This window comes from Streptomyces sp. NPDC052299 (assembly GCF_040679335.1).
In the GTDB taxonomy this organism is placed as follows: Bacteria; Actinomycetota; Actinomycetes; order Streptomycetales; family Streptomycetaceae; genus Streptomyces.
On the sequence record NZ_JBFAUP010000022.1, the window covers coordinates 27450 to 51292 of the forward strand.

General features: G+C 75.6%; 13 protein-coding genes and 1 tRNA gene. 3 read left to right on the forward strand and 11 right to left on the reverse strand.

Annotation, left to right across the window (positions count from 1 at the left end):
- Nucleotides 1-42: 42 nt before the first annotated feature.
- Nucleotides 43-1377, reverse strand: a complete 1335-nt coding sequence (locus AB0L33_RS29615) for a M20/M25/M40 family metallo-hydrolase (RefSeq protein ID WP_132903453.1) — start codon at nucleotides 1375-1377, stop codon at nucleotides 43-45.
- A 159-nt stretch (nucleotides 1378-1536) separates the two neighbouring features.
- Here AB0L33_RS29615 and AB0L33_RS29620 point away from each other — a divergent pair.
- A tRNA-Leu gene (locus AB0L33_RS29620) sits at nucleotides 1537-1624 on the forward strand.
- Between the two features lie 19 nt (nucleotides 1625-1643).
- On the opposite strand, the gene AB0L33_RS29625 is transcribed toward AB0L33_RS29620, so the two are convergent.
- On the reverse strand, nucleotides 1644-6062 hold the full coding sequence (locus AB0L33_RS29625) for a tetratricopeptide repeat protein (protein WP_365686331.1): 4419 nt from the start codon (nucleotides 6060-6062) through the stop codon (nucleotides 1644-1646).
- A gap of 6 nt (nucleotides 6063-6068) precedes the next feature.
- Nucleotides 6069-6389 (reverse strand): CU044_2847 family protein, encoded by a 321-nt coding sequence (locus AB0L33_RS29630; protein ID WP_365686333.1) that lies wholly within the window; start codon nucleotides 6387-6389, stop codon nucleotides 6069-6071.
- A gap of 120 nt (nucleotides 6390-6509) precedes the next feature.
- Here AB0L33_RS29630 and AB0L33_RS29635 point away from each other — a divergent pair, with 120 nt between their 5' ends.
- Nucleotides 6510-7502: a hypothetical protein gene (locus tag AB0L33_RS29635; RefSeq protein WP_365686335.1), complete on the forward strand. Its 993-nt coding sequence runs from the start codon at nucleotides 6510-6512 to the stop codon at nucleotides 7500-7502.
- Between the two features lie 16 nt (nucleotides 7503-7518).
- On the opposite strand, the gene AB0L33_RS29640 is transcribed toward AB0L33_RS29635, so the two are convergent.
- Genes AB0L33_RS29640 through AB0L33_RS29675 form a run of 8 tightly spaced genes read right to left on the reverse strand, consistent with a single transcriptional unit; the run spans nucleotide 7519 to nucleotide 20691 of the window.
- Nucleotides 7519-10119 (reverse strand): AAA family ATPase, encoded by a 2601-nt coding sequence (locus AB0L33_RS29640; protein ID WP_365686337.1) that lies wholly within the window; start codon nucleotides 10117-10119, stop codon nucleotides 7519-7521.
- On the reverse strand, nucleotides 10116-11504 hold the full coding sequence (locus AB0L33_RS29645; protein WP_365686338.1) for a hypothetical protein: 1389 nt from the start codon (nucleotides 11502-11504) through the stop codon (nucleotides 10116-10118). Before AB0L33_RS29645 ends, AB0L33_RS29640 begins: the two co-directional genes overlap by 4 nt.
- Nucleotides 11494-12153, reverse strand: coding sequence for a 4Fe-4S single cluster domain-containing protein (locus AB0L33_RS29650; RefSeq protein WP_365686340.1), 660 nt, complete (start codon nucleotides 12151-12153; stop codon nucleotides 11494-11496). Before AB0L33_RS29650 ends, AB0L33_RS29645 begins: the two co-directional genes overlap by 11 nt.
- Nucleotides 12150-13706, reverse strand: a complete 1557-nt coding sequence (locus AB0L33_RS29655) for a vWA domain-containing protein (protein WP_365686342.1) — start codon at nucleotides 13704-13706, stop codon at nucleotides 12150-12152. Before AB0L33_RS29655 ends, AB0L33_RS29650 begins: the two co-directional genes overlap by 4 nt.
- Nucleotides 13703-15028 carry a hypothetical protein gene (locus AB0L33_RS29660; RefSeq protein WP_365686343.1) on the reverse strand — a complete coding sequence of 442 codons (1326 nt, stop codon included), beginning with the start codon at nucleotides 15026-15028 and terminating at the stop codon, nucleotides 13703-13705. The genes AB0L33_RS29655 and AB0L33_RS29660 overlap by 4 nt, the downstream gene beginning before the upstream one ends.
- A complete protein-coding gene (locus tag AB0L33_RS29665; RefSeq protein WP_365686344.1) occupies nucleotides 15025-17661 on the reverse strand; it encodes a hypothetical protein in 2637 nt (878 codons plus the stop codon). Before AB0L33_RS29665 ends, AB0L33_RS29660 begins: the two co-directional genes overlap by 4 nt.
- A complete protein-coding gene (locus AB0L33_RS29670) occupies nucleotides 17658-18836 on the reverse strand; it encodes a hypothetical protein (RefSeq protein ID WP_365686345.1) in 1179 nt (392 codons plus the stop codon). Before AB0L33_RS29670 ends, AB0L33_RS29665 begins: the two co-directional genes overlap by 4 nt.
- A 28-nt stretch (nucleotides 18837-18864) precedes the next feature.
- Nucleotides 18865-20691: a hypothetical protein gene (locus tag AB0L33_RS29675; protein ID WP_365686347.1), complete on the reverse strand. Its 1827-nt coding sequence runs from the start codon at nucleotides 20689-20691 to the stop codon at nucleotides 18865-18867.
- Nucleotides 20692-20931: 240 nt separating this feature from the next.
- Between AB0L33_RS29675 and AB0L33_RS29680 the strand changes: the two genes are divergently transcribed.
- Nucleotides 20932-23820 (forward strand): glycoside hydrolase family 2 TIM barrel-domain containing protein, encoded by a 2889-nt coding sequence (locus tag AB0L33_RS29680; RefSeq protein WP_365686349.1) that lies wholly within the window; start codon nucleotides 20932-20934, stop codon nucleotides 23818-23820.
- Nucleotides 23821-23843: the final 23 nt, after the last annotated feature.

The following is a 23843-nucleotide window of genomic DNA, read 5'->3' on the forward strand; positions in this document are numbered from 1 at the left end:
CCGGTTAGTGGCGTACACCCTGGCGATTTACGCCCTCCCGGGTCAGCTGTGGTCGATGAAGCGGTCCAGAACGCGGGCGCCGAACTTCAGCCCCTCGACCGGAACGCGCTCGTCCACGCCGTGGAACATGCCCGCGAAGTCGAGCTCCGGCGGGAGCTTCAGCGGGGCGAAGCCGAAGCAGCGGATGCCCAGGTCGTCGAAGGACTTGGCGTCCGTGCCGCCGGACAGCATGTACGGGACGGCGCGGGCGATCGGGTCCTCGGCCTTGAGGGCCGTCTGCATGGCGTCCACGAGGGCCCCGTCGAAGTCGGTCTCCAGCGCCTTGTCGCCGTGCACGTCCTCGCGCCGGACGCGCGGGCCGAGGATGCGGTCGAGGTCGGCCAGGAACTCCTCCTCGTAACCCGGCAGGAAGCGGCCGTCGACGTGGGCGGTGGCCTGTCCGGGGATCACGTTGACCTTGTAGCCCGCGCCGAGCATGGTCGGGGCGGCGGAGTTGCGCAGGGTGGCGCCGACCATCTTGGCGATGCCGCCCAGCTTGGCGAGGGTGGCCTCCATGTCCTCCGGGTCCAGCGGGGTGCCGAGCGCGTCCGACAGCTCGTCCAGGAAGGACCGCACGGTCTTGGTCACCCGCACCGGCCAGGTGTGCCGGCCCAGCCGGCCGACCGCCTCGCACAGCTCGGTGATCGCGTTGTCGTCGTTGGTCATGGAGCCGTGGCCCGCCGTGCCGTCGACGGTCAGGCGCATCCAGTGCATGCCCTTCTGGGCCGTCTCCACGAGATAGAGCCGCAGGTTCTCGTTGACGGTGAACGAGAAGCCGCCGACCTCGCCGATCGCCTCGCTGACGCCGTCGAACAGGTCGGGGTGCTTGTCCACGAGGTAGCGGGCGCCGTACGTACCCCCGGCCTCCTCGTCCGCGAGGAAGGCGAGCACGATGTCGCGCGGGGGCTTGCGGCCGCTGCGCATGCGCTCGCGCACCACCGCCAGCGTCATCGCGTCCATGTCCTTCATGTCGACCGCGCCCCGCCCCCACACACAGCCGTCCGCGATCTCGCCGGAGAACGGGTGGTGCGTCCAGTCGTGCGCGTTGGCCGGGACGACGTCGGTGTGGCCGTGGATCAGCAGGGCCGGGCGGGACGGGTCCTCGCCCTCGATGCGCGCCACGGTGGAGGCGCGGCCCTTGTGGGACTCGAAGATCTTCGGTTCGAGCCCGACCTCGGCCAGCTTCTCGGCCACGTACTCGGCGGCCGCCCGCTCGCCGGGCCCGGAGTGGTCGCCGTAGTTGCTGGTGTCGATCCGGATCAGGTCACGACAGAGGTCCACCACCTCGTTCTCGGCGGTCTCGCCCGAGCCGCTCCGGGCCGCATTGCTCTCGCTCACGCTGGGTTCCTTCCCTGTCGCCGTGGTGCTCCCTCCCATCCTCCCGCGCCGGGCCCGCGCACCCAAGGCCCCCAGGGCACCGGGCGTGATCGAGCACCCTCCAATGTTTGCTATGGTTTTCCACGTCGGAACGGGCGAGGCCCGCGAGACAGACACCTTGTCCGGGTGGCGGAATGGCAGACGCGCTAGCTTGAGGTGCTAGTGCCCTTTATCGGGCGTGGGGGTTCAAGTCCCCCCTCGGACACCAGCCACAGGCCCACGGTTCCTCAGGAATCGTGGGCCTGTGTCGTTGTGGGGGCCGCTTCCGGGCGGCCGGCCAGGTCGTACCAGAACGCGGCCTCCTCGTGGGCGCCCTCCGCATCCGCCACGTCGCCCAGCAGTGCGAGCAGCGCGGGCGGGAGCGGGTGCGGGGCGGCCGGGGCGGGGCGTGTGGGGGCGGGCAGGGTGAGCGTCGGGGTGTCGTCCATGGTCGTCTCCTCGTCCGGGGGTCCGGCGTCGGGGTCGTCGTCGTCCACCAGGGGCCGGTAGATCTCCAGGGCGCGCTCCCGTCGTCCCGCGCTGAGCAGCAGTTCCGCGTACGTCTGGCGGGCCCCGGTCTCCGTGTCGCCGTCGCCCCCGGCGCACTCGATGGCCGCTTCGAGCCAGGGATACGCCTCCTCCGGGCGGTTGTCCGCCGCCAGGACGCGGCCGAGCAGCAGCAGGGCCTGGGGGCGGTGCTCGGTGTCGTCGGAGCGGGCCAGCGGCAGCAGGACCTCCTCGGCCTCGGGGAGCAGGCCCAGGCGGAAAAGGGTGCTGCCGAGGTAGCGGCGGGCCAGCGGTTCGGTCTCCGGGTCGCCCGCCGCCAGGGCGTCCGTGAGGAGTTCGCGGGCCCGGTCCAGGTCGTTGACCGAGCGCCGGACGACGCCGAGCAGGGCGCCGATGCGGGGCGCGGTGTCCGGGCCGGCCAGCTCCAGGGCCGCTTCGAGCAGTTCGCCGGCCGTCTGGACCTCGCCGGTCTCCAGCAGGTATTCGCCCGCGCCGAGGTAGCCCGCGACGATGGCCTCCGCGTCGCCGGAGTCCTCCACCCTGACCAGGAGCGCCTGCGCGGCGTCCGGGTCGCGGTGCAGCAGCCGGACCGCGAGCCAGGCCCGGGCGACCTCGGTGACCTGGGAGGGTTCGCCGTCGACCACCGTGCGCACCAAGGCTTCGGCGGCCTCGTCCTCCCCGTCGGCGGCCAGGCACTTGGCGAGGTGGAAGCGGGCGAACTGGGAGGCGGCACCCACGTCGGCGTCGGCGGCGGCGCGCAGCTGCTCGCGGCCCTCCTCCGGGCGGTCGTTGCCGAGGTGGACGACACCGAGGACGCCGCGCGCCCATGCCTCGGCGCCCGGGTCGTCCGATGCGGCGACCACCAGGAGGAGGCGTTCGGCCTCCTCGAAGGCGCCGTGGTCGGCGAGCATGACGGCCAGGTCCATGCGGGCGATGAGCGACCACTGGGCGTGGCCGGAGTCGATGGCGACGCGGTAGAAGTGCTCGGCGTCCTCGAAGCGGCCCTCGCGCACGAAGAGGTCGCCGAGGAGGTCGGCCGCGCGGGGCCCCTGGTGGGGGTGGCCGGACGCGATGACCGAGGTGAGGAGGTCCGCGGCCGCCTCCGCGCTGTCGCCGTCGCCCCGGGCGGCCTGGAGCAGCGCGAGTTCGATCCGGACGACCTGGGCCCAGTCCCGGTGTCCGGAGGCGACCGCGAGGCCGTACGCCTGTTCGGCGTCCTCGATGCGGCCCTCCCGGACGAGGAGGTCGCCGAGGGCTGCGGCGGCGAGCGGGGAGAGACCGGGGTGGCGGGCCTCGATGACGGTGTCGAGCAGCCCGGCGGGCCGGTCCAGGCCCTCACCGCTCCCGGCGAGCATCAGGGCCAGCTCCACCCGGGCCATGCCGCCCCACTCCGGGTGGCCGGTGGCGATGGCCCGCTCGAAGAACTCCTCGGCGGAGATCAGGTCGCCGTCGTTCGCGTACCACTCGGCGAGGCCGCAGAGCGCGCGGGGGCCCTGGGCCGGGTGGCCGGACGCGGCGGCCTCGCGGAGCAGGTCCATGCCCTGCTCGATGAGCCCGCGCGGGCGCAGGGACACGGCGAGCAGGATCTTGGCGTACGGGATGAGGAGCGGGTTGCCCGATTCGATCAGGGCCCGCAGGACCTCCCCCGCCTCCTCGTTGCGTCCCCGGACGATCAACAGCTCGCCGAGGCCCACCTGCGCCCGGGGCACGGCGTGGACGCGTCCGCCGGCCAGCGCGGAGCGCAGCAGTTCCTCGGCGCGGTCGACGTCGCCCTGGCTGACCAGCAGGGAGCCGAGGCTGGCCTGGGCGACCGAGGCGACCTGGCCCGCCATGGACTCGCCGACCGCGCGGGAGAGCGACCAGGGCTGTTCGACGGGTTCGGTGCGCCCGGCCGGGGCTCCGCCGGCCCGCAGGGTGCCCTTGCCCTGGCCGCTGCCGGGGCGCTGTCCCGTACGCGCTCCGGCGGCGTCGCCGTCGGAGCCGCTGAGGACGCTCACCAGGCGGGCCTGGGCGAGCGGGGCGGCCTCGGTGTCGCCGGCCGCGACGATCGCCTCCAGCATGCGTTCGGCGCGGTCCTCCTCGCCGTCCGCGAAGAGCAGGGTGGCCAGGCCGACCTGGGCGACCTGGGAGAGCTGCGGGTCGCGGGCGGCGACGGCGCTCTCCAGGAGCCGGCGTGAGCGGTCGCGGTCCCCGTACATCATGAGCAGTTCGGCCAGGACGGTCTGGGCGAGCGGGACGACGCTGTCCACGCCGGATTCCGCGGCGCGCTCCAGGAGCCGGGCGGCCGCGTCGAAGTCGGCGAGGTAGAGGTGCATCTCGCCGAGCATGAGTGCGGCCCAGGCGGCGCTGTCGCGGTCGTCGGTGCCGTCCGCGATGCCTTGCAGGAGCCGTTCTGCGATGGCGGCCTCGCCCCGGACGAGGGCGGTGTAGGCGCTGGGGAGGAGTGCGGCGGCGGGGCGGCGGTCGGCGAGGTACTTCCAGGCGAACCACGGGACCGGGGCGGACGGGTCGTCGTCGCGGCTGTCGAGGTATTCCGACAGGTACGGCGTGCCGGTGTAGCCGCCGGGACCGGGGGCGCGGTGGACGAGTGCGATCGTGCCCGCGACCGGCTCGCGGGCCCAGGCCAGGGCGGTGCGGAACGTGGAGTCGTCGGCGTCGAGCGCGGGGTGGTGCTCGGCGAGGTAGCCGGCGAAGAGCTCGCGCAGGACGGCGTCCGGGACCGGGTCGGTGACGCCCATGCGCATCCAGTCGGCGGCGGCCCTGGCCAGGGCCCAGCCGGCCGGGCAGCTCTCGGCGCCGTCGGTGAAGCGCCGTTCCAGGCTGGGGGCGGCGACCATGAGTTCACCGATGCCCCGGGCCGCGAAGTCCTCGCCCGGGTACATCTCGCGGGCCGCCTCGGCGTCCTGGGGGCCCAGCAGGGTGGGCAGTTCGACGGTGCTCGCCTTGTCGATGACGGTGCGGGCGATGCGGCCGACGTCGTTCTCCATGGCGGTCAGCGCGGCCCGCTGCTTGGCGGGGATGGTCGCCACGATCGTCACGGCGGGCCGCCTGCGGGCCAGCCGGTCCAGGATCTGGAGGTCGAGGCCGCCGGGGTGGAGGTAGCGGTGCAGGTCGTCGAGCCAGAGCACCACGCGGTCGGAGCCGGTGGGCAGGCTGAGGCGGCTGAGGTCGTCCAGCGTCCGGCGGGCCGAGTCGCCCGGGCGCGGCACGACGAGCCGGGCGTCCGGCATGGCCCGGGCCAGCGCCTCGTACAGGGTGCGGGACTTGCCCGCCTTGGAGCGCCCGGCGAGCAGCACGAACCGGCGGGTGGTCAGGAGTTCGGCGAGCCGGCCGTCCTGGGGGCTGCGGCGGACGTAGGGGGCGCGGGCGGAGCCGCCCCGGTCCGGGTCGCTGTATTTGGAGCGGCAGACGCCGATGTCGTACGGGTCCACCTCGTCCACCCTCGGGATGCGGCCGTCCTCGGTGAGCGGGGTCCAGAGCAGGGCCTCGAGACGGTCGCGCACCTCGGTCGTCGTCATGTCGCGGACGAGGGGGCCGAGTCCGGGCCAGTAGCGGGCCAGGGCCTCCGCCTTGATGGCGTAGGCGGTGCGCCGGTCGACGGAGGTGACCGAGTCGCGGGCGACGAGCATGCCGACGACGCCCTGGCGGTCGACGTCCCAGACGGGGCCGCCCGAGAACCCCTTCTCCAGGCCCCAGCCGGTGTGCGGGCCCGCCTCCACCTGGATCCACTCGCTCCCGGCGTGGCCGATGATCTCGCCGCGGACCGGGACGCCCCGGCGCTTGTGCTCCTCGGGGTAGCCGTAGGCGCGGAAGCGGTGGTCCCAGGTGCCGGGGTCGGTGGTGCGCAGGGGGGCCGGCAGGGCCTCGGGGGGTGCGGGCGCGGCGAGTTCGAGGACGGCGACGTCGCCCGTGCCGTCGCCGGTGTCCGGGTGCCAGCCGCCGGGGACGACCGTCGCGGGGAGGGGGTCGTGCGGGGCGGCGTGCTGGAAGCTCACGTGGACGGGCCGGGCGGGCGGCTCCGGGGCGCGTCCCGGGCCCACGACGTGGGCGCAGGTCACGATGTGGCGCGGGGTGACGAGGAATCCGGCGCCCACCGGGTCGCCGTGCTCGGTCCTGCGCACGCTGACCAGCCAGGGCGGGCGTTCCCAGTCCGGCGCCATCTGAGGTCAGTCCGCCCGGGGGCGGTTCCAGGAGACCTTGACCGCGAAGTGGCCCTCGATCGCGGTCTTGGCGATCACCACGCCGGACTCGGCGTTGAACTTCATGCCGAACTCGATCTCGTACGCGTCGGGGCCGAGCGCCTGGACGGACTCCATCACGGAGCGGAGCGCGGGGCGGGTCTGGGCGAGCGCGTCCTCCAGCCGCCGGCCGGCGCGCACGACCTCGCCGGAGTCGCGCGAGATGCGTTCGAGTCCGGGGGCGTCGTCGGGCACCTCGACCTGGAGCGAGGCGCCGTCCGGCCCTTCGAAGGACACGACTTCCGGCATGACGTCCCCCTGCTTTCGGGTGGGTTGTGGGCCGATCGTATCGGCCGGGGCGGACCCCGCGCGGGGGTTTCGGGTGATGTGATGATGGTGCGGATGTGCTGCCGGGGGACGGAGAGGGTCGTGTACGAGGCCGCGGAGGAGATCACCGCCGCGCTGTCGGGTGCCGGGGCGGACGCCCCGGAGGCCGAGGTGGCGCTGCGCGTCCTCGGCCTGGCGTTCCGGTGGGCGGGGGCCGCGTTGGGCCGGGTCGACGGCGGTGAGAGCGGTGCGCCGGCCCTCTCGGCGCTGTTCGCGCTGGAGGACGCGCTCGTGGAGTCCGGGGCGCTGGCCTACGCGCTTCCGGGGCTGCTGGAGGCGGCGATGCCGGGCGAGGCGTTCGGCGGGGGTACGGAGGAGCTGATGGCCCGGCTCGCCGCCGTACGCGAACGGGTCCGGGAGGAGCGCGAGCGGACGGACCTCGCGCACGCGGCACTGGAGAAGCTGTCGGCCGCCGAGGAGGCGCTGCGGGACCGGCTCGCCGAGCACGAGGCGCTGCGCCGCCAGGTGGACGAGCTGCGGAGGCTGGAGCGTCTGGTGCTCGCCCTGGACGCGCTCCAGGAGCAGCAGGAGGTCATCGCGGAGCGGCTGGCCGCGTTGCGCGGGCGGGACGCGGGGGTGGAGGGGACGCTGCGCACCAGCAGCGACGCGCTGGTGGGGCTCTCGGAGGACCGGCTGGCGACGCTGGCCCCGCGCACCCGGGAGGTCCTGGAGCGGGCCGAGGCGGCGCAGCGCGCGCTGGCCGAGGAGGAGCGGGTGCACGGCGACGCGGCGGCGGACCTGGCGGAGCGTCAGGCCCGCCTCGAGCGCATCCGCGAGGCGCAGGGCGACCGGGTCGCCTCGCTGCGGCGGTACGCCGCGGTGGACCGGGACCTGGCGGGTGCGCTGGGGGCGCCCGGCGGCGCGCCGGAGGGCGCGGTGGCGCCGGAGCACCGGGTGACGCTGGCCGAGGTGGCGGCGGCGACGGAGGAGATGGAGCGACGGCTGGGCGCGGCGGACGAGGCGCTGGGCCGCGTGCTGGCGGAGCGGGACGCCCGGGACCGGGACGGGAAGTCGGTGGTGCACCGGACGCCGTGAGGGAGCGCCGCGCTCCTCACAGCGGCGGAGCCGGTACGTCACCCGGCAGGAACTGGGTGAAGGTCCCGGGCTCGGTTCCCTCGCCCGCCCGGGCGAAGCGGGCGGCCAGGCGGGATTCCATGAGTTCCAGGAGCTTGCGGACCGTACGGGCGTTGCCGAAGCCCGCCGGGTCGGCGCGGCGGGTCGCGGCCAGCCACTCCCCCGCGTGGCGGGGCACCTCGGGGTGCAGGGTGTAGCCCTGGGCCGCGGCCATCCGGCGCAGGATCTCCAGGAGGTCGTCCGGGCCGTAGTGCGGGAAGGGGACGCGCTCGGTGAAGCGGGACGGCAGGCCGGAGTTGGCGTTGAGGAAGGCGTCCATCTCGCGGGGGTAGCCGGCGACGATCACGGAGAGGCGGCCGCGCCACTGCTCCATCTCCAGGACCAGGGTGTCGATCGCCTCCTGCCCGTAGCCGCCGCGCACGTCGTGGGCCAGGCTGTACGCCTCGTCGATGAACAGCACCCCGTCCAGGGCGTCCTGCACGGCCTGGCGGACCAGCCGGGCGGTCTCGCCGAGGTAGGCGCCGACGAGGGTGGCCCGGCTCGCCTGCACGACGTGGCCCTTGCGCAGCAGGCCGAGGTCGCGGAAGAGGGTGCCGACGAGCCGGGCGACGGAGGTCTTCCCGGTGCCGGGCGGCCCGGTGAACACCAGGTGCGGGGGTGTCAGCTCGCCGGTGCCGTGGGCCTGGCGCAGCCGCTGCCGGTTGGCGAGGCCGGTCAGCACCTCGCGGACCGGGCCCAGTCCCACGTACGAGTCCAGTTCGGCGAGGAGCCGCGCCGGGTCGGGCGCGGGGCGTTGCAGGTAGTCCCGGTAGCGCTCGGGCAGGTCGTCGGGGAGGACGGGTTCGTCCACCCGGCTGCGGACCCGGTGGGACCAGCGGGTGAAGACGGCGTCGGCGAGGGTGCGCATCTCGCGGGCGTTACCGAAGGACTCGTCGCGGGTGCGGTGCATCTCGGTGACGATCCGCAGGAGCTGGGACTCCGTCTCGGGGGCCGGCCGCGCACCGCGCTCGCGGAGCCGGCCGAGGGCGATGGCGTGCAGGGCGGGCGGCGGGTAGTCGGGGAAGCGCAGGATGTTGTCCTCGGCGACCCGGCTCCGCAGGCCGGGGTTGGCGTCCAGGAACTCGGTCATCTTGTCCGGGTATCCGGCGACGATCAGGACCAGCCGGCCCCGGTCGTTCTCCATGCGGGTCAGGAGGGTCTGGATGGCCTCGTTGCCGAATCCCTCGCGCTGGTCGCTCAGCCCGTACGCCTCGTCGATGAACAGCACCCCGTCCAGGGCGCGGTCGACGGTGGCGTCGGTGAGCCCGGCCGTCTGGCCGATGTATCCGGAGACCAGGTCGCTCATCTTCGCCTCGACGAGATGGCCCCGCTCCAGGAGCCCGAGGTCGCGGTAGATCTCGCCGACGAGCCGGGCCACCGTGGTCTTGCCGGTGCCCGGGTTGCCGGTGAACGCGAGGTGCAGGGAGGGCGGTTCGAAGACGCCGGCCCGGCCGCCCGCGCGCAGCGCCTCCGCCGTCTCGACCTCGGCCCGCAGCTGCTCGAAGCGGTCCCGCACCACGTCGAGCCCCGGCATGGCCGCCAGTCGGTCCCAGGGGCTGCGGGGGTCGGCCGCGGTGGCCCCGGGGAAGGCGTCGCGCACGGCCGCCGGGCCGAGGACGGCGCCCGGGGTGCCGGCCAGCTGTTCCAGCCACGCCTGCCAGGCGCGTGCGGTGCGGGGGTGGCTGCCCATCGCCTTGACGACGGTGTCCAGTTCCCGCCAGTCCCCGACGCGCAGTCCGGTACGCAGCCGTACGGCGTGGATGAGGCGTTCGACCTCGGCGGCGGGCGGGTGCCCGATCCTGGCGGTGCCGGGGCGGCCCGGGGCGGCGGCCTGCTGCCGGGTCAGGGCCTCCAGGACCGGGTAGGCGTGGCAGGACTCCACGAACCGGGCCACCTCGTCCAGGCCGGACCGGCGGAAGACCATCAGCCACAGGTTGCCGTTGCCGTGGTCGTCGGTCCAGGCGTCCATGGCGCCGGCGAGTTCGCGCTGGGCGCGGTAGTGGAGCAGGGTGCCCTCGGCGTGCGCGAAGACGACGGCCGTGCGGTGCCGGCGCTGCGTCAGGTAGCGCTTCAGGGTCATCACGGCGAACGGGTCGCTGACCCCGGGCGCGGGGCCGGGCGCGGGCAGCGGCGTGCTGTCCTCCCGGGGTGCGGGGGCGGGCACCCGGCCGGTGACCCGGAGGTTGCCCATCGGCCCGCGCATGCCCGGCGTACGCATGACGGGGAGCCCCGGGCCGCCGCCGGTGCGGGAGCCGGGCGGGCGGCCGCCCGGGCGGGACAGGTCGCGCGACGCGGTGTCCCGGAAGTAGACGGGGTGGTCGCTGGAGCTGAAGACGATGCGTTCGTAGCCCTCGGCGCGCAGCAGCCGCCACAGCGCTTCCTCCAGCCGGCAGACCTGGTAGGCGGTGTCCACGAAGACGTCACCGGCGCCGGGCCCGTAGAGGATGGTGAACGGTTCGCCGCCGCGCAGGGCGGCCGGGTCGAGGCGTTCCACGACCGGCGCCGCGGCGGGGCGGGGCGGTTTGCTCCACCGGGTCATCCGCCGCTCCCCGTCCCCCTCCGCCGGGTCCGTTCCCCGCGCTCCCGGTGGCCCTCGATGTCCAGGAAGCTGCGGTCGGGGGTGCCGGGTTCGGCCTCGGGGGCGGCCGGGACGGCCCGGCCGTCCGCGGCGAGGGCCTGGCGGACGGCCTCGGCGCGGTCGCGGAGCTGGTCCTCGGACGTGGTGTCGTAGTCGTAGGAGAGGACCCGGACGACCTGTTCGCCGGAGTCGGGGGCGGCCTGGGAGATGTCGAGGACGATCTCGTTGCCGTTCTCGTGGCGCAGCTTGGCGTAGTACGAGCCCCGGGGGTCGGCGTTCTCGTACTCGCCGTCCACGAAGTCGTAGTAGGCGAGACGGCTCAGGCTGTGGGCCACGGTGTCGGCCAGGTTCACCCGGAGCTGGGAGGCGAGGTGGCGCATGGTCGCGCGGCCCACGGCGTCGCCCAGTTCCTCTTCCAGGCGGGGTGCCTCGCGGTCGCGCAGGCCGAGGAGTTCGTCGGTGCCCGTGGCGTCGTCGCGGGCACGGGCCAGGGTCTCGGCGGCCTCGGTGCGCAGCCGGTCCCAGTCGCCCTCCGACCAAAAGGCGACGTCGACGGTGTAGTCGGGCAAAACGGCGCCGTCGGGCCCGGTGACGGGCTGTTCGCGGCTGCCCTCGATCGCGCCGGCCACGGTGACCAGGGCGTCGATGGCCGCCAGCTGGGCGGTGCAGCGCTCCAGTTCGCGCTGTTCGGTGTCGGCGCGCAGCTCGCTCAGGGAGTGGCAGGTCTCCTGGACGAGGGCCAGGGCGGCGTCGAACCTGCCCTCGGCGGCGTTCTGTTCGGCGGTGGCGAGGCGGCCGGTGAGACGGTCCAGCTCGCCCGGTGCGTAGCGCTCGTGGAGCCCGGCCTCGGTGAGGTCGGCGGCCAGGGCGCGGGCGTCGGCGAGCCAGCTGCGCACCGTACGGTCCGCGCGGGTGCGGTCCTCGGTGAGTTCGCCGATCTCCCGGGCCAGCCGGGCGGTCTCGGCGCGGCGTTCGGCGCGTTCCTCGGCGATGGCCCGGCGGGTCGTCTCCTGCTGTTCGGCGAGGCGCTGCCGGGTCTCCTCGCGGATCTGCCCGGCGGACGCGGCGAGCGCCCCGCGCACCTCGGCGGCCTGGTCGCGGAGCCGGCGCGCGGTGTCGGCCTCCAGGCGACGGGTCTGCTCGCTGAGGCCCTGGACGACTGCTTCGTGGCGCCGCTGGCGTTCCTCGACGCGGGAGAAGACCCGGTCCAGGTCCTCGCCGGTCTTCCGGCGGACCTCCTCGATGAGGCCGGGGATGTTGCGCTGGACGTCCTTGAGCTGCTGGGCCTTGCGCTGGATGCGGTACCACTCGGACTCGTCGACCTGGATGCGCTTCCTACCGCTCATGGTGTTCCTGTCCTCTCACGGGGGTCGTGGTGCGGGTGCGGACCGCGTCGACCGCGAGGTCGAAGGCGTCCAGCAGACCGGGCGGCGGTACGCCGATCAGCAGGGCCTCCGGGCCGTTGACGGCGATCTCGGCGGACCGGGTGCGGTGCTCGAAGTCGTAACCCGTGTCCGCGAGGCGTCCGGTGAGGTGGTGGACGCGCTGGTTGGTGCTGCCGCGCAGGCCGCGTCCGTCGTCGAGGGCGGCCACGTACACGCCGTCGACCAGGACGTCCACCTCGGCCAGGAGCGCGGCGACGCCGGGTCCCGGCGGCCGGGCCCGGAGCCGTTCGAGCCGGTGTCCGGTGAAGCAGATCAGCGTCACGTCGCGGATCTCCCGGGCGAGCCGGGCCACTTGGGCGAGGCCGGCCGCCTGGGCCATCGGCTCGCCGCCGGAGAAGGTCAGTCCGGTCACCCGGGCGTCGGCGAGCAGTTCCCGGGCCAGCTCCGCCGGTGCGGCCTGCCGGGCGGGGCGGAAGGGAATCCAGTCGGGGGCCATGCAGCCGGCGCAGCTGAACGGGCAGCCCTGGACCCAGAGCGCGGACCGCACGCCGGGGCCGAGCGCTTCGGTGCCGACGCGGGTGGCGGCCACGTTGAGGCGGGGGCCGGTCATCCGGGCCGGCCGGGGGCGGGGGCGTGACCGGGCGCGTCCAGGTAGGTGAAGGAGACCCCGCTGACGACGACTTCGGCGCCGGGTGCGCAGACCGCTCCGCTCTCGCGGGCGGCGGTGCCGTCCGGTGAGAACCGGATGCGCAGATCGGTGCGGGGGCCCTCGCGGGTGGACCTGCGCCTGCCGTGCACGGTGCCCCGGCCGCCGGCCGATGCGGGGCGCAGGGTCATGCGGCGGCCGCGCAGCTCGATGCGTTCGGGCAGCGGGCCGCCGAAGGGGGTGGCGAGCAGGAGCACGCCACGCAGCGGCGGCCGGTTGGTCCGCAGCCAGATGAGCCATCCGGCGAGGACGAGGAGGACGAGTCCGGCGGCGAGGGCGGGCAGGAGGGCGGCGGAGCCCACGTCCGCCCGCAGCGGCAGGTCCGTGCGCTGGAGGCGTATCGCCGCCGGGGTCTTCAGCCGGATGTCGGGGGCGAGGGGCCGCTGCCAGGTGGAGGTGACCCTGCCCGCCAGGTGGAAGGCGGCGCTGGCGGTCTCGGTGTGGCGGTAGGGCAGGACGCCGCCGGAGAGCCGGCCGCGCAGCCGGAGGGTGTACGTCTTCGACTCGCCGGGTTCCAGGGTGAGCCGGTCGGGCAGTCCGGTGACGGTCAGGTCAGGGCCGGTGACGGAGGCGCGCAGCCCGGTGACGGTCAGGGGGACGTGGGTGGTGGCGGAGCGCAGGGTGAGCTTCCTGGTGGCGGAGCCGTCGCCGAGGTCGAGCGCGTCGCCGTCCTGCCAGGCGGCGGTGACGCCCTTGCCGGTGTCGGGGGCGAGGAGGCGCGCGGCCTTGCGGGCCCGGGTGCGGTCGCCGGCCCGGGCGAGGTAGGCGCCGAGGTCCTGGATGCCGTCCGGGCGCAGCACGGTGGTGTCGGGGACGACGTTCGCGAGGAGCCCGGCGCCGGTCGCGCCGCCGCCGAGGGGGATGGCGTATCCGGCGAGTTCGGTGCGTCCGGCGACTCCCTTCGCCCGCTTCGCGAGCGCGTCCCAGGCGGGGCCCGACGCCTTGGGGTAGCGGGAGCGGGCGGCGGGGCGGTGTTCGCCGTCGGTGAGCAGGACGACCGAGGCGACCGGGGACGCGTCGTCGCGGGCCACCTCCTTCAGGGCGGCGTCCAGTGCGGCGCCGATGTCGGTGTCGCCGTCCTTGGTGGGCGCGCCCGGGAGCGAGCCGATGATCTTCGAGGTGTCACCGGCCGGGCCCACGTACCGCGCCTCGGTGCGGGAGTCGAACGTGAAGAGCGCGACGTGGTCCTCGGGGGTGAGCCCGTCCAGGAAGGGGCGCAGCGTCGCGCGGACGGTGTCGTACCGGCCCTCCTTGGTCATGGAGCCGGAGGTGTCCACGAGGATCGCGTAGTCGGCCGGTTCCCGGTCCAGATCGAGCGCCCGGTATATCTCGGCGCGGGTGGGGTCCGAGGCGGCGGGCGCGGCCTGGGCGGGGGCGGCCGGGAGCGCGGCGAGGAGCACGGCGGCGAGCAGCACGGCGCAGCGCCGGAGCGAGCGTCCGGGGGCGGTGTGGTTCACGGGCCCACTTCCTTGGTGTCGGTGCCGATGTCGGCCGGCAGGGTGCCCAGCGGGAACGCTCCGGGCGGTCCGGCGCCGAGCGGGTGCAGGACCAGGGCGGCGGTCCCGTCGGCGGCGAGCCGGACGCCCACGTGGAAGCGGTCCGTTTCGCCGCCGCCGGGCAGGGTGAGGGGGCCGAGCGGTGCCCCGGCGCCGCTCGCGGGGTCGATGGCCCGCACCCGCACCGGGCGGCCCGGCGCGGTGCGGACGCCGACGCGCCGCCCGTCGCTCTCGGCGTAGACGGGCGGTCCGCCGGGTTCCAGCGTCCCGGCGGCGCTGATCAGCAGCTCCCGGTCCGTGGGGCGTCCCGCCTCGGTGCGGTGGGCACCGATCCACAGCTCGTACGGGTAGCGGTCGGCCGGGTCGACGCGGCCCGCGGCGACGAGCGCGGCGCCGAGGACCGCCGCGTGGGCCGGGTCGGTGTCGTCGGGGAGCGCGGTGAGCGTCAGGCCGGCGGCGTCCAGGTGCGTCCGGAGGGGGCCGAAGCGGGCGACGCCGCCGGTCAGGGCGAGCGGGGCGGTCCGGCCGGGGCCGCCCGGCGCCCCGGCCAGTGCCCGGTCCAGGCCGTCGGTGAGCAGCGGCAGCGCGGCGCGGACCGTGTGGGCGGTGACGGGGCGGCCCGCGACGTGGTGGACGGCGGTGGTCTCGAAGCGGGCGGGATCGCGGTCGGCCCGGTCCAGGACGAGTGCGAGGCGGCGCCCGGCGCCCGGCTCGGCCCGGACGGCGGCCAGGGCGCGGCGGGTGTCGTCGTCGGGGGTGAGCCCGGACCGGGTGAGGAGGGCCGCGTCGAAGGCCGCGCCGTAGCCGTCGTCGGGGGCGTGCCGGGAGGCGGCGGCGACGGCCACCGCGCCGGGGGTCACGGTGCACACCGACACCTCGGCGGCCGCCGCGCCGAGGTCGCACACCGCGTACCTGCCGGGGGCGAGGGGGCCGGTGTGCCGGAGCAGGGCGAGCACCGCGTGCGGGGCGGCCAGGGTACGCACGTCGGGCGCCGGTCCGCGGGCGGGCGGGGTGGTGAGGGCGTCGGCGGCGCGGCGCGCGTGACCGGCCCGGTCGTGCTGCGGGACGACGACGAGCAGCCGGGCCGGGGCGTCGTGGTGCCGGAGGTAGGCGTCGTACGCGGTGCGCAGGGCGGCGGCCCGGTCGCCGCGCGCCGCTTCGGGCACGGGCAGCCCCTCGCCGGGCACCGCGCCCGGCAGGTCGACCGGTTCGGGGCCGCCGCCGGGTGCGACGCGGGCGAGGCGGGCGTACCGCGATCCGGCGTCGATCGCGAGTGCGGTCATCCGTCTCCCCGTTTCTTGAACCGGAACCCCCACCGGGGCGAGCGCTCCTCCTCGTACGAGGAGGCGGGCGGGTAGGCGGGGTGGCCGTCGGGGGTCCGGGGCGGGGCGCCCTGGGGGCCGCCGGGGGCCGGGGGCTGCGGCGGGGCGGTCGAGGGCGGGGCGGTGGGCGGGAAGGGGCGGTGGTGGTAGGGGCCGGGGGGCGGGGCGGGGCGCGCGGGGGCGGTGAGGGCGCCGATGATCCTGCGGTGGCGCGCCTCCTCGTGGTTGCTGTAGCGGACGAGCCGGGCGCACAGTTCGCCGTAGCGGGCGTCGCGGCCCAGTGCCTCGTAGACGGCGAGGCCCATGCCCGGCTGCCGCCGGTCGAGTTCCGTGGCGAGCGCGTAGCCGAAGGCGGCGCCGCGGTCTCCGATGAGGTGGGCGATCTCGTCCAGCAGACGGCCGGTGACCGAGCGGTGCGGGCAGCCGCTGATGACGATCCTGGCCAGTTCGCCCAGCTCCGCCCCGGCGTTGACGGCCATTCGGAGCGGCCGGACCGCCCGGAGCCAGCCGAGCCCGGAGCGTTCCAGGCGGTCGATCAGGTCGGCGGGGAGGTCGAGGTCGAGCCAGTGGGCGTAGTCCGCGGCCATGAACCGGCGGGACAGGCCCTCGCCCACGGTGGTTTCGATGCTGGGCCGCTGTTTCATCCACCGGGTGAGGACGGGCCAGCCGTGCACGGGGTCCGGCCGGTCCCCGAGGAGGGCCGCGATGACGTCGTCGCGCAGCTCGGGGTCGCCGTCGGTGCGGGCCACGAGCGTGTCGGCGTACCGGTCGAGGGCGGGTGGGCCGTCGGTGATTCCGCGCAGCCGGGGTAGCGCCGCCGCCGGGCGGAAGCCGGGGTCCGCGGCCCGGGCGGTGAGCCACAGCAGGTCCGCGTCGGCGGCGGCGCCCGGGGGCAGCCCGGGGGCTCCGGGGCGCGCCAGGTCGTCGAGGAGCTGGAGGAGTTCGGCCTGCCGCCCGGCGCGCAGGACGCCCCGCAGGACGGGCCAGAGCGGGGCGATGACACCGGGCTGCCCGTGGTCGCGGGCGGTCTCCAGGGCGATGCGCCAGGCTTCCTCGTTGTCCCCGACGAACGCGGTGGCGTCGGCCTCGGTCGCGCCGGCGGACGCGTGGTGGCCGATGAGCGCGCCGGCGAAGCGCAGCCAGCCGGGGACCGGTCCCGCGCCGGGGGCGGCGGCGAGGGTCAGCAGCCGGTCCAGGGGGCGCAGTTCGCGGGCGTGGTTGGTGAACAGGCCGCGCACCCACGCGAGTCCGGCCTCCGGTGCGGCCAGCAGGGCCCGGTCGGTGGCCTCGGTGGCGTAGCCGTACTCCCGTTCCACCATGTAGGCGAGCTGTCCGGTCCATACGGGGTCGTAGCCGGGGGCGGTCGCCAGCGCGGTGAAGAGGCGGCCGAACGCGCTGGGGCGGCTGCTCCCCTCCAGGGAGTGCATGAGGCTCAGGTACTTCCTGGCCAGGGCGAAGGTCTCCTTGGACGCCGGCTGGGCGAGGACGTCGGCGGCGAGTAGGTCCGGGATCCGCGGGGTCCAGTGCCGGGCGAGGAGCGCGGAGGCGGCTCCGTCGTCGGGGCGCACGGCGGTGCGGGCGAGGAAGGAGACCAGCTCCCGCTGCCATCGCTCGTCCAGCGTGTCCAGGGCGTGCAGGGCGAGCAGCCGTCCGGCCTCCTCGGTCTGGCCCCTGCCCTGCCGGACGGCTTCCAGGACGGAGTCGAGGAGGTCCAGTTCGCGCAGGACGCGGACGGCGTCGGCGCCTTCGCGCAGCGGGAGGGGTGAGGTGGCGGCGAGGAGGTGGGCGACGACGTCGGCGGTGGACTCCCGCTTGGCGCGCACCCGGGAGAGCTCGGCGAGGTAGGCGCGGGCCGTGTCGCCGCCCGGGGACGGGGCCCGGCCGGCGGCGAGCGGGATCTCCAGCTGCCCGCTGCGCGCGGACCCGGCGAACACCAGCCGCAGCGCGTGCTCGGTCTTCCCGGCCCAGGTGGCGCCGCTGAGCCAGGTGCGGCAGCCGTACGGCAGCAGGGCGCAGATCGCGTCCAGGACCCGGACCCGCTCGTCGATGCCGGGGAGGGCGGAGCCGCGCGGGGCGGTGATGACGAGGTGCCGGCCGTCGAGGAGGAGGGCGGCCGCTCCGGCGACCCAGTCGAAGCCCAGGCGGTCGACGGTGTCGGCGAGTTCGGCGGCGGGGGTGCGCTCGGCGTGCAGGACGACCTCGGCGCCGGGCGCGGTCTCGGTGCGGGCGGCGGCCCGGTCGAGGGAGGTCCACGTCACCCCGGCCCGGGCGGCCGGACGCCATTCGGTGAGCAGCAGCCGCCAGGTGTAACTGGCCGCTCCGGTGCCGTCCTTGGAGCCGTCCCAGGTGGTGTCGACCACCGCGCAGACCGGCCGGTCCTCGCCGTCCGCGGTGCTGAGGAAGACCCGCCAGGGCAGTTCGCCGTCCGGGTCGCGGCCGTCCGGGGTGCCGGTGGTGGCGGTCCACAGATAGCGCTGGGCCCGGTCCCCGGGGAGGCTGCCGTCCAGCACCTCGTATCCCATCGAGCGGCCCGCCCGCTTGCCGAGGACGGCCCAGTCGGCGGGCAGCGGGACCGCGCCCGGGCCCTCGCTCACCGCTGCCACAGCTTCGAGCCGCCGGACCGGATGCGCCTTTCGAGGTCGATCAGCGGTTCCAGCACGTTGATGGGCACGGGAGAGGTGCAGATGCGCGGGGTGCCGTCCACGACCTCGACGTTCAGGTAGTTGCGGTAGTCGAAGATGTTCTGCGGGTTGAGCCGGAAGCCGATGGCGGAGGTCGCGTAGTACGAGATGCGCGACGGGTGGAAGAAGTTGGACAGGCCGTCGCGCACCAGCCGGGCGCTGGCCCCGCGCACGTCGTCGCACATCCACTGGAAGAAGCGGGCCGCCTGCTCGTCGGGGACGCGCGGCAGCCGGTTGCCCTCCAGGCTCTGCGTCACCCAGCCCGCCTCCACGGCCGGCCGGAACACCTCGGGGTCGTCGAACTTGGTGATGCAGACCGAGACGTGGTGGGGCAGCCGGTTGCGGTGGAGCTTCCCGGCGTCCCGGACCCGGGCGTTGAGCTCGGTGAGCATCGAGTAGAGGAAGTTGAGCCCCTCCCCGGCCCGCTGGCTGTCGAGGAGCGGGTCGAAGAGGTAGATCAGCCCCTGGGAGCGGGCCAGCTGGTCGAGGACCCTGGGCCGCAGGGCGTTGGCCTCGTCGCCCCGGTACGCCTCGCCGGTGACGTCCTGGACCTCCAGGATGAAACCGGTCTCCTTGTTCCTCCGGAACGGTCCGGCCGTCGGCTGGTCGCCCTGGAAGGACCAGGAGAGGGGCTGGAGGCCCACGGTCGCGTCCGGGAAGCGGCGCTGGATCGCCAGCTGGGTCACGCCGTCGTTGAGGAACTCGATGGACTCGGGGTTCATCCCGCCGATGACCCAGTTGGAGCGGCTGTGGCGCTGCTGCTGCATCGCCGCGATGGCCATCGACGCGAGGTAGGTCGTCTTGCCGGAGCGGGGCGCCCCCCACAGCCCGATGCGGACGCGGTCGGCCGCCGGATTCTCCACGCCGGTGGGGGCGACCGGGATCGGCAGGGGTTCGAGATTCCCGTCGACCGAGGGGTACGAGGACGGCTCCGGCCCGTACGCGGTGGTGCCGGGCTGGGGCGGAAGGCTGTTCCAGGGGGCGGTGGTGGCGTCGGGATCGGAGGACGAGGCGGTGTGACCCGGCGGTTCGGAGCGCCCCACCGCGTCCTCGGGGGGCTCGTTGGGGTCGTAGTACGGATCGGTCATGTGTCTCTCCTCGTACCGGAGCGGTCGGTCACAGCAGCGGGGTCGCGAGGGCCAGCGGGCAGGGCGGGCCGTCCCACTGCCAGGGAGGGGCGAGGGCGTCGGCCACGTCGTCCGCCGTGTCGGTGCCTGGGCGGAAGGACCCGCCGGCCCGGAGCGCGTCCCAGGCGGACGCGGTGTAGTGGCGTACCGGGCCCTTCGGGCCGTCGTCCGGGTCCGCGCGGGCGAGGACCCGGACGCCCCGGGCGCGCAGGGCGTCGAGTTCGGCGCGCCAGTCGGCCCCGAGGGGGCAGGCGGGCACCACCTCGTGCTGTTCGGGCAGTCCGGGCGGGCGGCGGCCGATGACGAGCAGGACGCGCCGGGTGTCCGGGCCGCGCGCGGTGCCGGGCCGGGCCCGGACGAGCCGGCCGGCCTCCTTGAGGGCGTCCTCCAGCGAGGAGGCGGTGTCCTGTTCGCGCCGTGCGGGCCGCCAGCCGGTCAGCGCGGCGAGGGCGGCGCGGGCGGGCCCGGGCGGGACGCGCAGCAGGAGCAGGGGGCGGGGGCCGTAGCGGTTCTCGTGGACCGCGTGGTCGTAGTGGCCGACGATGCCGACGCGCAGACCGGGTCCGTGCCGCCGGGCGAGGGTGGCGATGACGTCCCGGGCGAAGCCGAGCCGCTCGCCGGCCTCGCCCGCGTCGGCGCCGCTCATGTCGACGGTGAGGAACACGTCGAGGGCGGGCGGGTGGATGACGCGCCGGGGCAGGCTGCCCACCAGGGCGGGGACGTCCGGCAGTTCGCCCCGGCCCTCGGCGTGCGGGCCGCCCTCGTGCGGGGTGACCTCCCCGGGGCCGTGCAGGACGAACGCGAGGCGCGCCGGTGCGAAGGCGGCGAGCGCGGTGCGCCGCGCGGAGAGGGTCACCGCGCCGCTGCCGTCGGCCTCCGGGGTGCCGGCGAGGACGGGCAGCAGCACCGGGGCGCGGGCGGCGAGTCCGCCGTAGACGGTGATCTCGGCGGTGGCGGTCTCGCCGCGCCGCAGCCGCGAGCCGGCCGGGAAGAGGACCTGGGTGTGGGCGTGCACCTCGCCGGTGCGGCGGTCCACGCGGGCGAGGAGCAGGGAGTGGTCGACGGCCAGCGGTGCCGTCCGCAGCGCCGCGCGCACCGCGTCGGCGGTGTCGGTGCCGGAGGCCGCTTCGCCGGGCCCGGGGCCGATCTCGGCGCTCGGCCGGTGCGCGGCCCGCAGCAGGTCGGCGGCCCGGTCGAGGAGGACCCAGCCGGTGCGGCGGCCGAGGAGCACGAGGGTGCGGGCCCGGGAGAGCGCGGGGTGGGTGCGCAGCCACCGGCTGACGGCCGTGTCGAACTCCGCGCGGTCCAGGGGCTCCTGGGTGCCGATGCCGCCGGCGAGGCGGAAGCGGCGCGGTTCGGCGTCGCCGTCGAGCAGGGGCAGGAGCGAGGCCCAGTCGGTGCTTCCGGCGTCGGTCTGGCGGGGTATGCCGCTCCGGTCGGCGGCGGCCCGGATCACGTGCAGGCGGTCGGGCGTGAATTCGGCGAACACGACGTCGGGGATGCGCCCGGCGACCAGGTCGGTGAGGATCTGCTGCCAGCGGGCGGAGTCGTGCGGCGGTAAGGAGCCCGCGGGCAAGGACGGCGGTGCGGGCTCCGCCGGTCCAGCCCTGAGCAGCGGCGCGAGCCGCCGTACGCCCTCCGCGCCGCCCGTCGAGAGCGTCGCGGCCCGTAAGTCCCAGGCGTGCTGGGCGGTGTGCAGCGCGGTCCGGGCGGCCTCGGTGTCCTCGTCGGTCAGGGCGCCGAGGACCGGGTCGTCCCACATGCGCCAGGAGCAGCCGGCGCACTCCTGGCCGCCCGTGTCCGGTGTCGCGCACACGGGACACACCGCACCGGTTCCCCTCGCCACACCACGGCTCCCCTCGTAGCCCGTCGCTCACCTCCGCGCCTGGCCACTGACCACAGGCGCTCGGCTCCGGGGCGTCATGGTGACACAGCGGCGGGTGCGAAGGTCAGGGTTCGGACGGATGAACCCGATCATCTCGCCGAACGCCCCATGGTGAACCGGTTCTTCGCTCATTAGCGTGATCGCGGAGGGTCCCGCCGACCGAGGAGACGCATGAGCCGCACCGACACCGACCCGCTCACCTGGTACGAGAGTCCCTCGCCCGGCACCGGCTGTCTGCCGCCGCGTTCCTGGTACCCGGCGTCCGACGCCCGCCGGCTGTCGCTGAACGGCCGCTGGGCCTTCCGCCTATCGCCGCGCGCGGACAGTGCGGACACCTCGTTCGTACGGCCGGAATTCGACGCCTCGGACTGGGCGACGGTCGCCGTGCCGGGGCACTGGGTGCTTCAGGGCGCGGGCGGGGCACCCGCGTACACGAATGTCGTCTATCCCTTCCCGGTCGATCCGCCGAGGGTGCCGTCGGAGAATCCGACCGGCGACCATCTGCGGGCCTTCGAGCTGCCCTCCGACTGGCCGGGCGACGGCGGGAGCGTGCTGCGGTTCGACGGGGTGGAGTCCGCCGCCCGGGTGTGGCTGAACGGGGTGGAGGTGGGCGACTTCAAGGGCTCGCGGCTGCCGCACGAGTTCGCCGTGGGCGAGCTGCTGCGGCCGGGCGCCAACGTCCTCGCGGTGCGGGTGCACGCCTGGTCGTCCGGGAGCTATCTGGAGGACCAGGACCAGTGGTGGCTGCCCGGGATCTTCCGGGACGTGACGCTGCTGCACCGCCCGGCGGGGGCGCCCGACGACTTCTTCGTGCACGCCGGCTACGACCACCGCACCGGCGCGGGGACCCTGCGCGTGGACTGCGAGGGCGCGCGGGGGCGGGTCCTGGTGCCCGGGCTCGGGCTCGACATCGCGGCGGGCGAGACGGTGACGCTGCCGGTCGAGCCGTGGACCGCCGAGACGCCCCGGCTGTACGACGGGGAGCTGGTGACGCCCGGCGAGCGCGTCCCGCTGCGCATCGGCTTCCGCACGGTCGCCGTGGCGGACGGCGTCCTCACGGTCAACGGCCGTCGGCTGCTGTTCCGGGGCGTGAACCGGCACGAGTTCCACCCGGAGACGGGCCGGACGGTCGACGCGGAGACCATGCGGCGCGATCTGGTCCTGATGAAGCGGCACAACGTCAACGCCGTGCGCACCAGCCACTATCCGCCGCACCCCGCCTTCCTGGACCTCTGCGACGAGCTGGGCCTCTGGGTGATCGACGAGTGCGACCTGGAAACCCACGGCTTCGGGGAGGTGGACTGGCGGAACAACCCGGTGGACGACGAGCGCTGGACGCCCGCGCTGCTCGACCGGGCGGCCCGGATGGTCGAGCGGGACAAGAACCACCCGTCGGTGATCGTCTGGTCGCTGGGCAACGAGTGCGGCACGGGCGCCGGTCTGGGCGCGATGGCCCGGTGGATGCGGGAGCGCGACCCGGACCGCCCGCTGCACTACGAGGGCGATCCGTCGTGCGCGGACGTCGACCTGTACTCGCGGATGTACGCCTCGCACGCCGAGGTGGAGCTCATCGGACGGCGCGCCGAGGAGCCGTTGACCGATCCGGAGCTGGACGCGCGGCGCCGCGCGATGCCGTTCGTACTGTGCGAGTACGGGCACGCCATGGGCAACGGACCGGGCGGACTGAGCGAGTACCAGCGGCTGTTCGAGCGGTACGAGCGCTGTCAGGGCGGCTTCGTCTGGGAGTGGATCGACCACGGCATCGCCCACCCGGAGCTGGGCTTCGCGTACGGGGGCGACTTCGGCGAGGAGCTGCACGACGGGAACTTCGTGTGCGACGGGCTGCTCTTCCCGGACCGCACGCCGTCCCCGGGCCTCGCCGAGTACAAGAAGGTCGTCGAGCCGGTGCGCATCGCCCCGGGCGCCGCCCCCGGCACGTTCACCGTGACCAACGGCTACGACTTCACCGGGCTCGACCACCTGGAGTTCCGCTGGTCGCACGAGGCGGACGGCGTCCTCGTCGGCTCGGGGACCGTCGCCGTGCCCCCGCTCGCCCCCGGCGCCTCGGCCGACGTGGCGCCCGACGCGCCCGCCGGGGACGGGCTGTGGACGCTGCGGGCGGTCCTCGCCGGGGCGACGGGCTGGGCCGGACGCGGCCACCTGGTCGCCTGGGGCCAGAGCGGGACGGACGCCCCGGCCGCCCCTCCCCCGCCCACCGGGGCGTGCCCGCGCGCCTCCGGCTCGACGGTCTCGCTCGGCCCGGGTGTCTTCGACGCGGCGACCGGGGCGCTCCTGCGTGTCGGGGACGTCCCGGTGGAGGGGCTGCGCCTCGACGTGTGGCGGGCGCCCACCGACAACGACAACGGGGCGGCGTGGCAGCCGGAGGAGCGGTACGGGCTGCGCTGGCGGGAGTGGGGGCTGCACCGGATGCGCCACCGCCTGGACGCGGTGGAGGCGGGCTCGGACGCGCTGACCGTGCGCACCCGGGTGGCCCCGGCCGCCCGGGACGTGGCGCTGCGGACGGTCTACCGGTGGACGGCCGACGGGGACCGGCTCGGGCTGACGGTGTCGGTGGCGCCGGAAGGCGACTGGCGGGTGCCGCTGCCCCGGCTCGGGGTGCGGTTCGCGCTGCCCTCCGCTTACGACGCGGTGCGGTGGTTCGGCGGCGGTCCGGGCGAGGCGTATCCGGACACCCGGGCGGCCGCGATGCTGGGCCAGTGGGCCAGGGGTGTGGACGAGCTGCAGACCCCGTACGTCCGCCCGCAGGAGAACGGGGCCCGGGCCGGTGTGCGCTGGGTGGAGGTGGCCGGGGCGGGCGGCGGCGGGCTGCGCGCGGAGGGCGGGGCACCGTTCTCGTTCACGGCGCGGCGCTGGACGGCCGAGGAGCTGGACGCGGCGGAGCACCTGACGGATCTGGTGGCCGGGGACCGGGTCCATGTCGGCCTGGACCACGCGGTGCAGGGCATCGGCTCGGGGTCGTGCGGGCCGGGCGTGCTGCCCGCGTACCGGCTGGACGCGGCACCGGCGGAGTTCTCCTTCGTGTTCTCGGCGCTGGGCTGAGACGTCCGGGCGGGCCCGGTGCC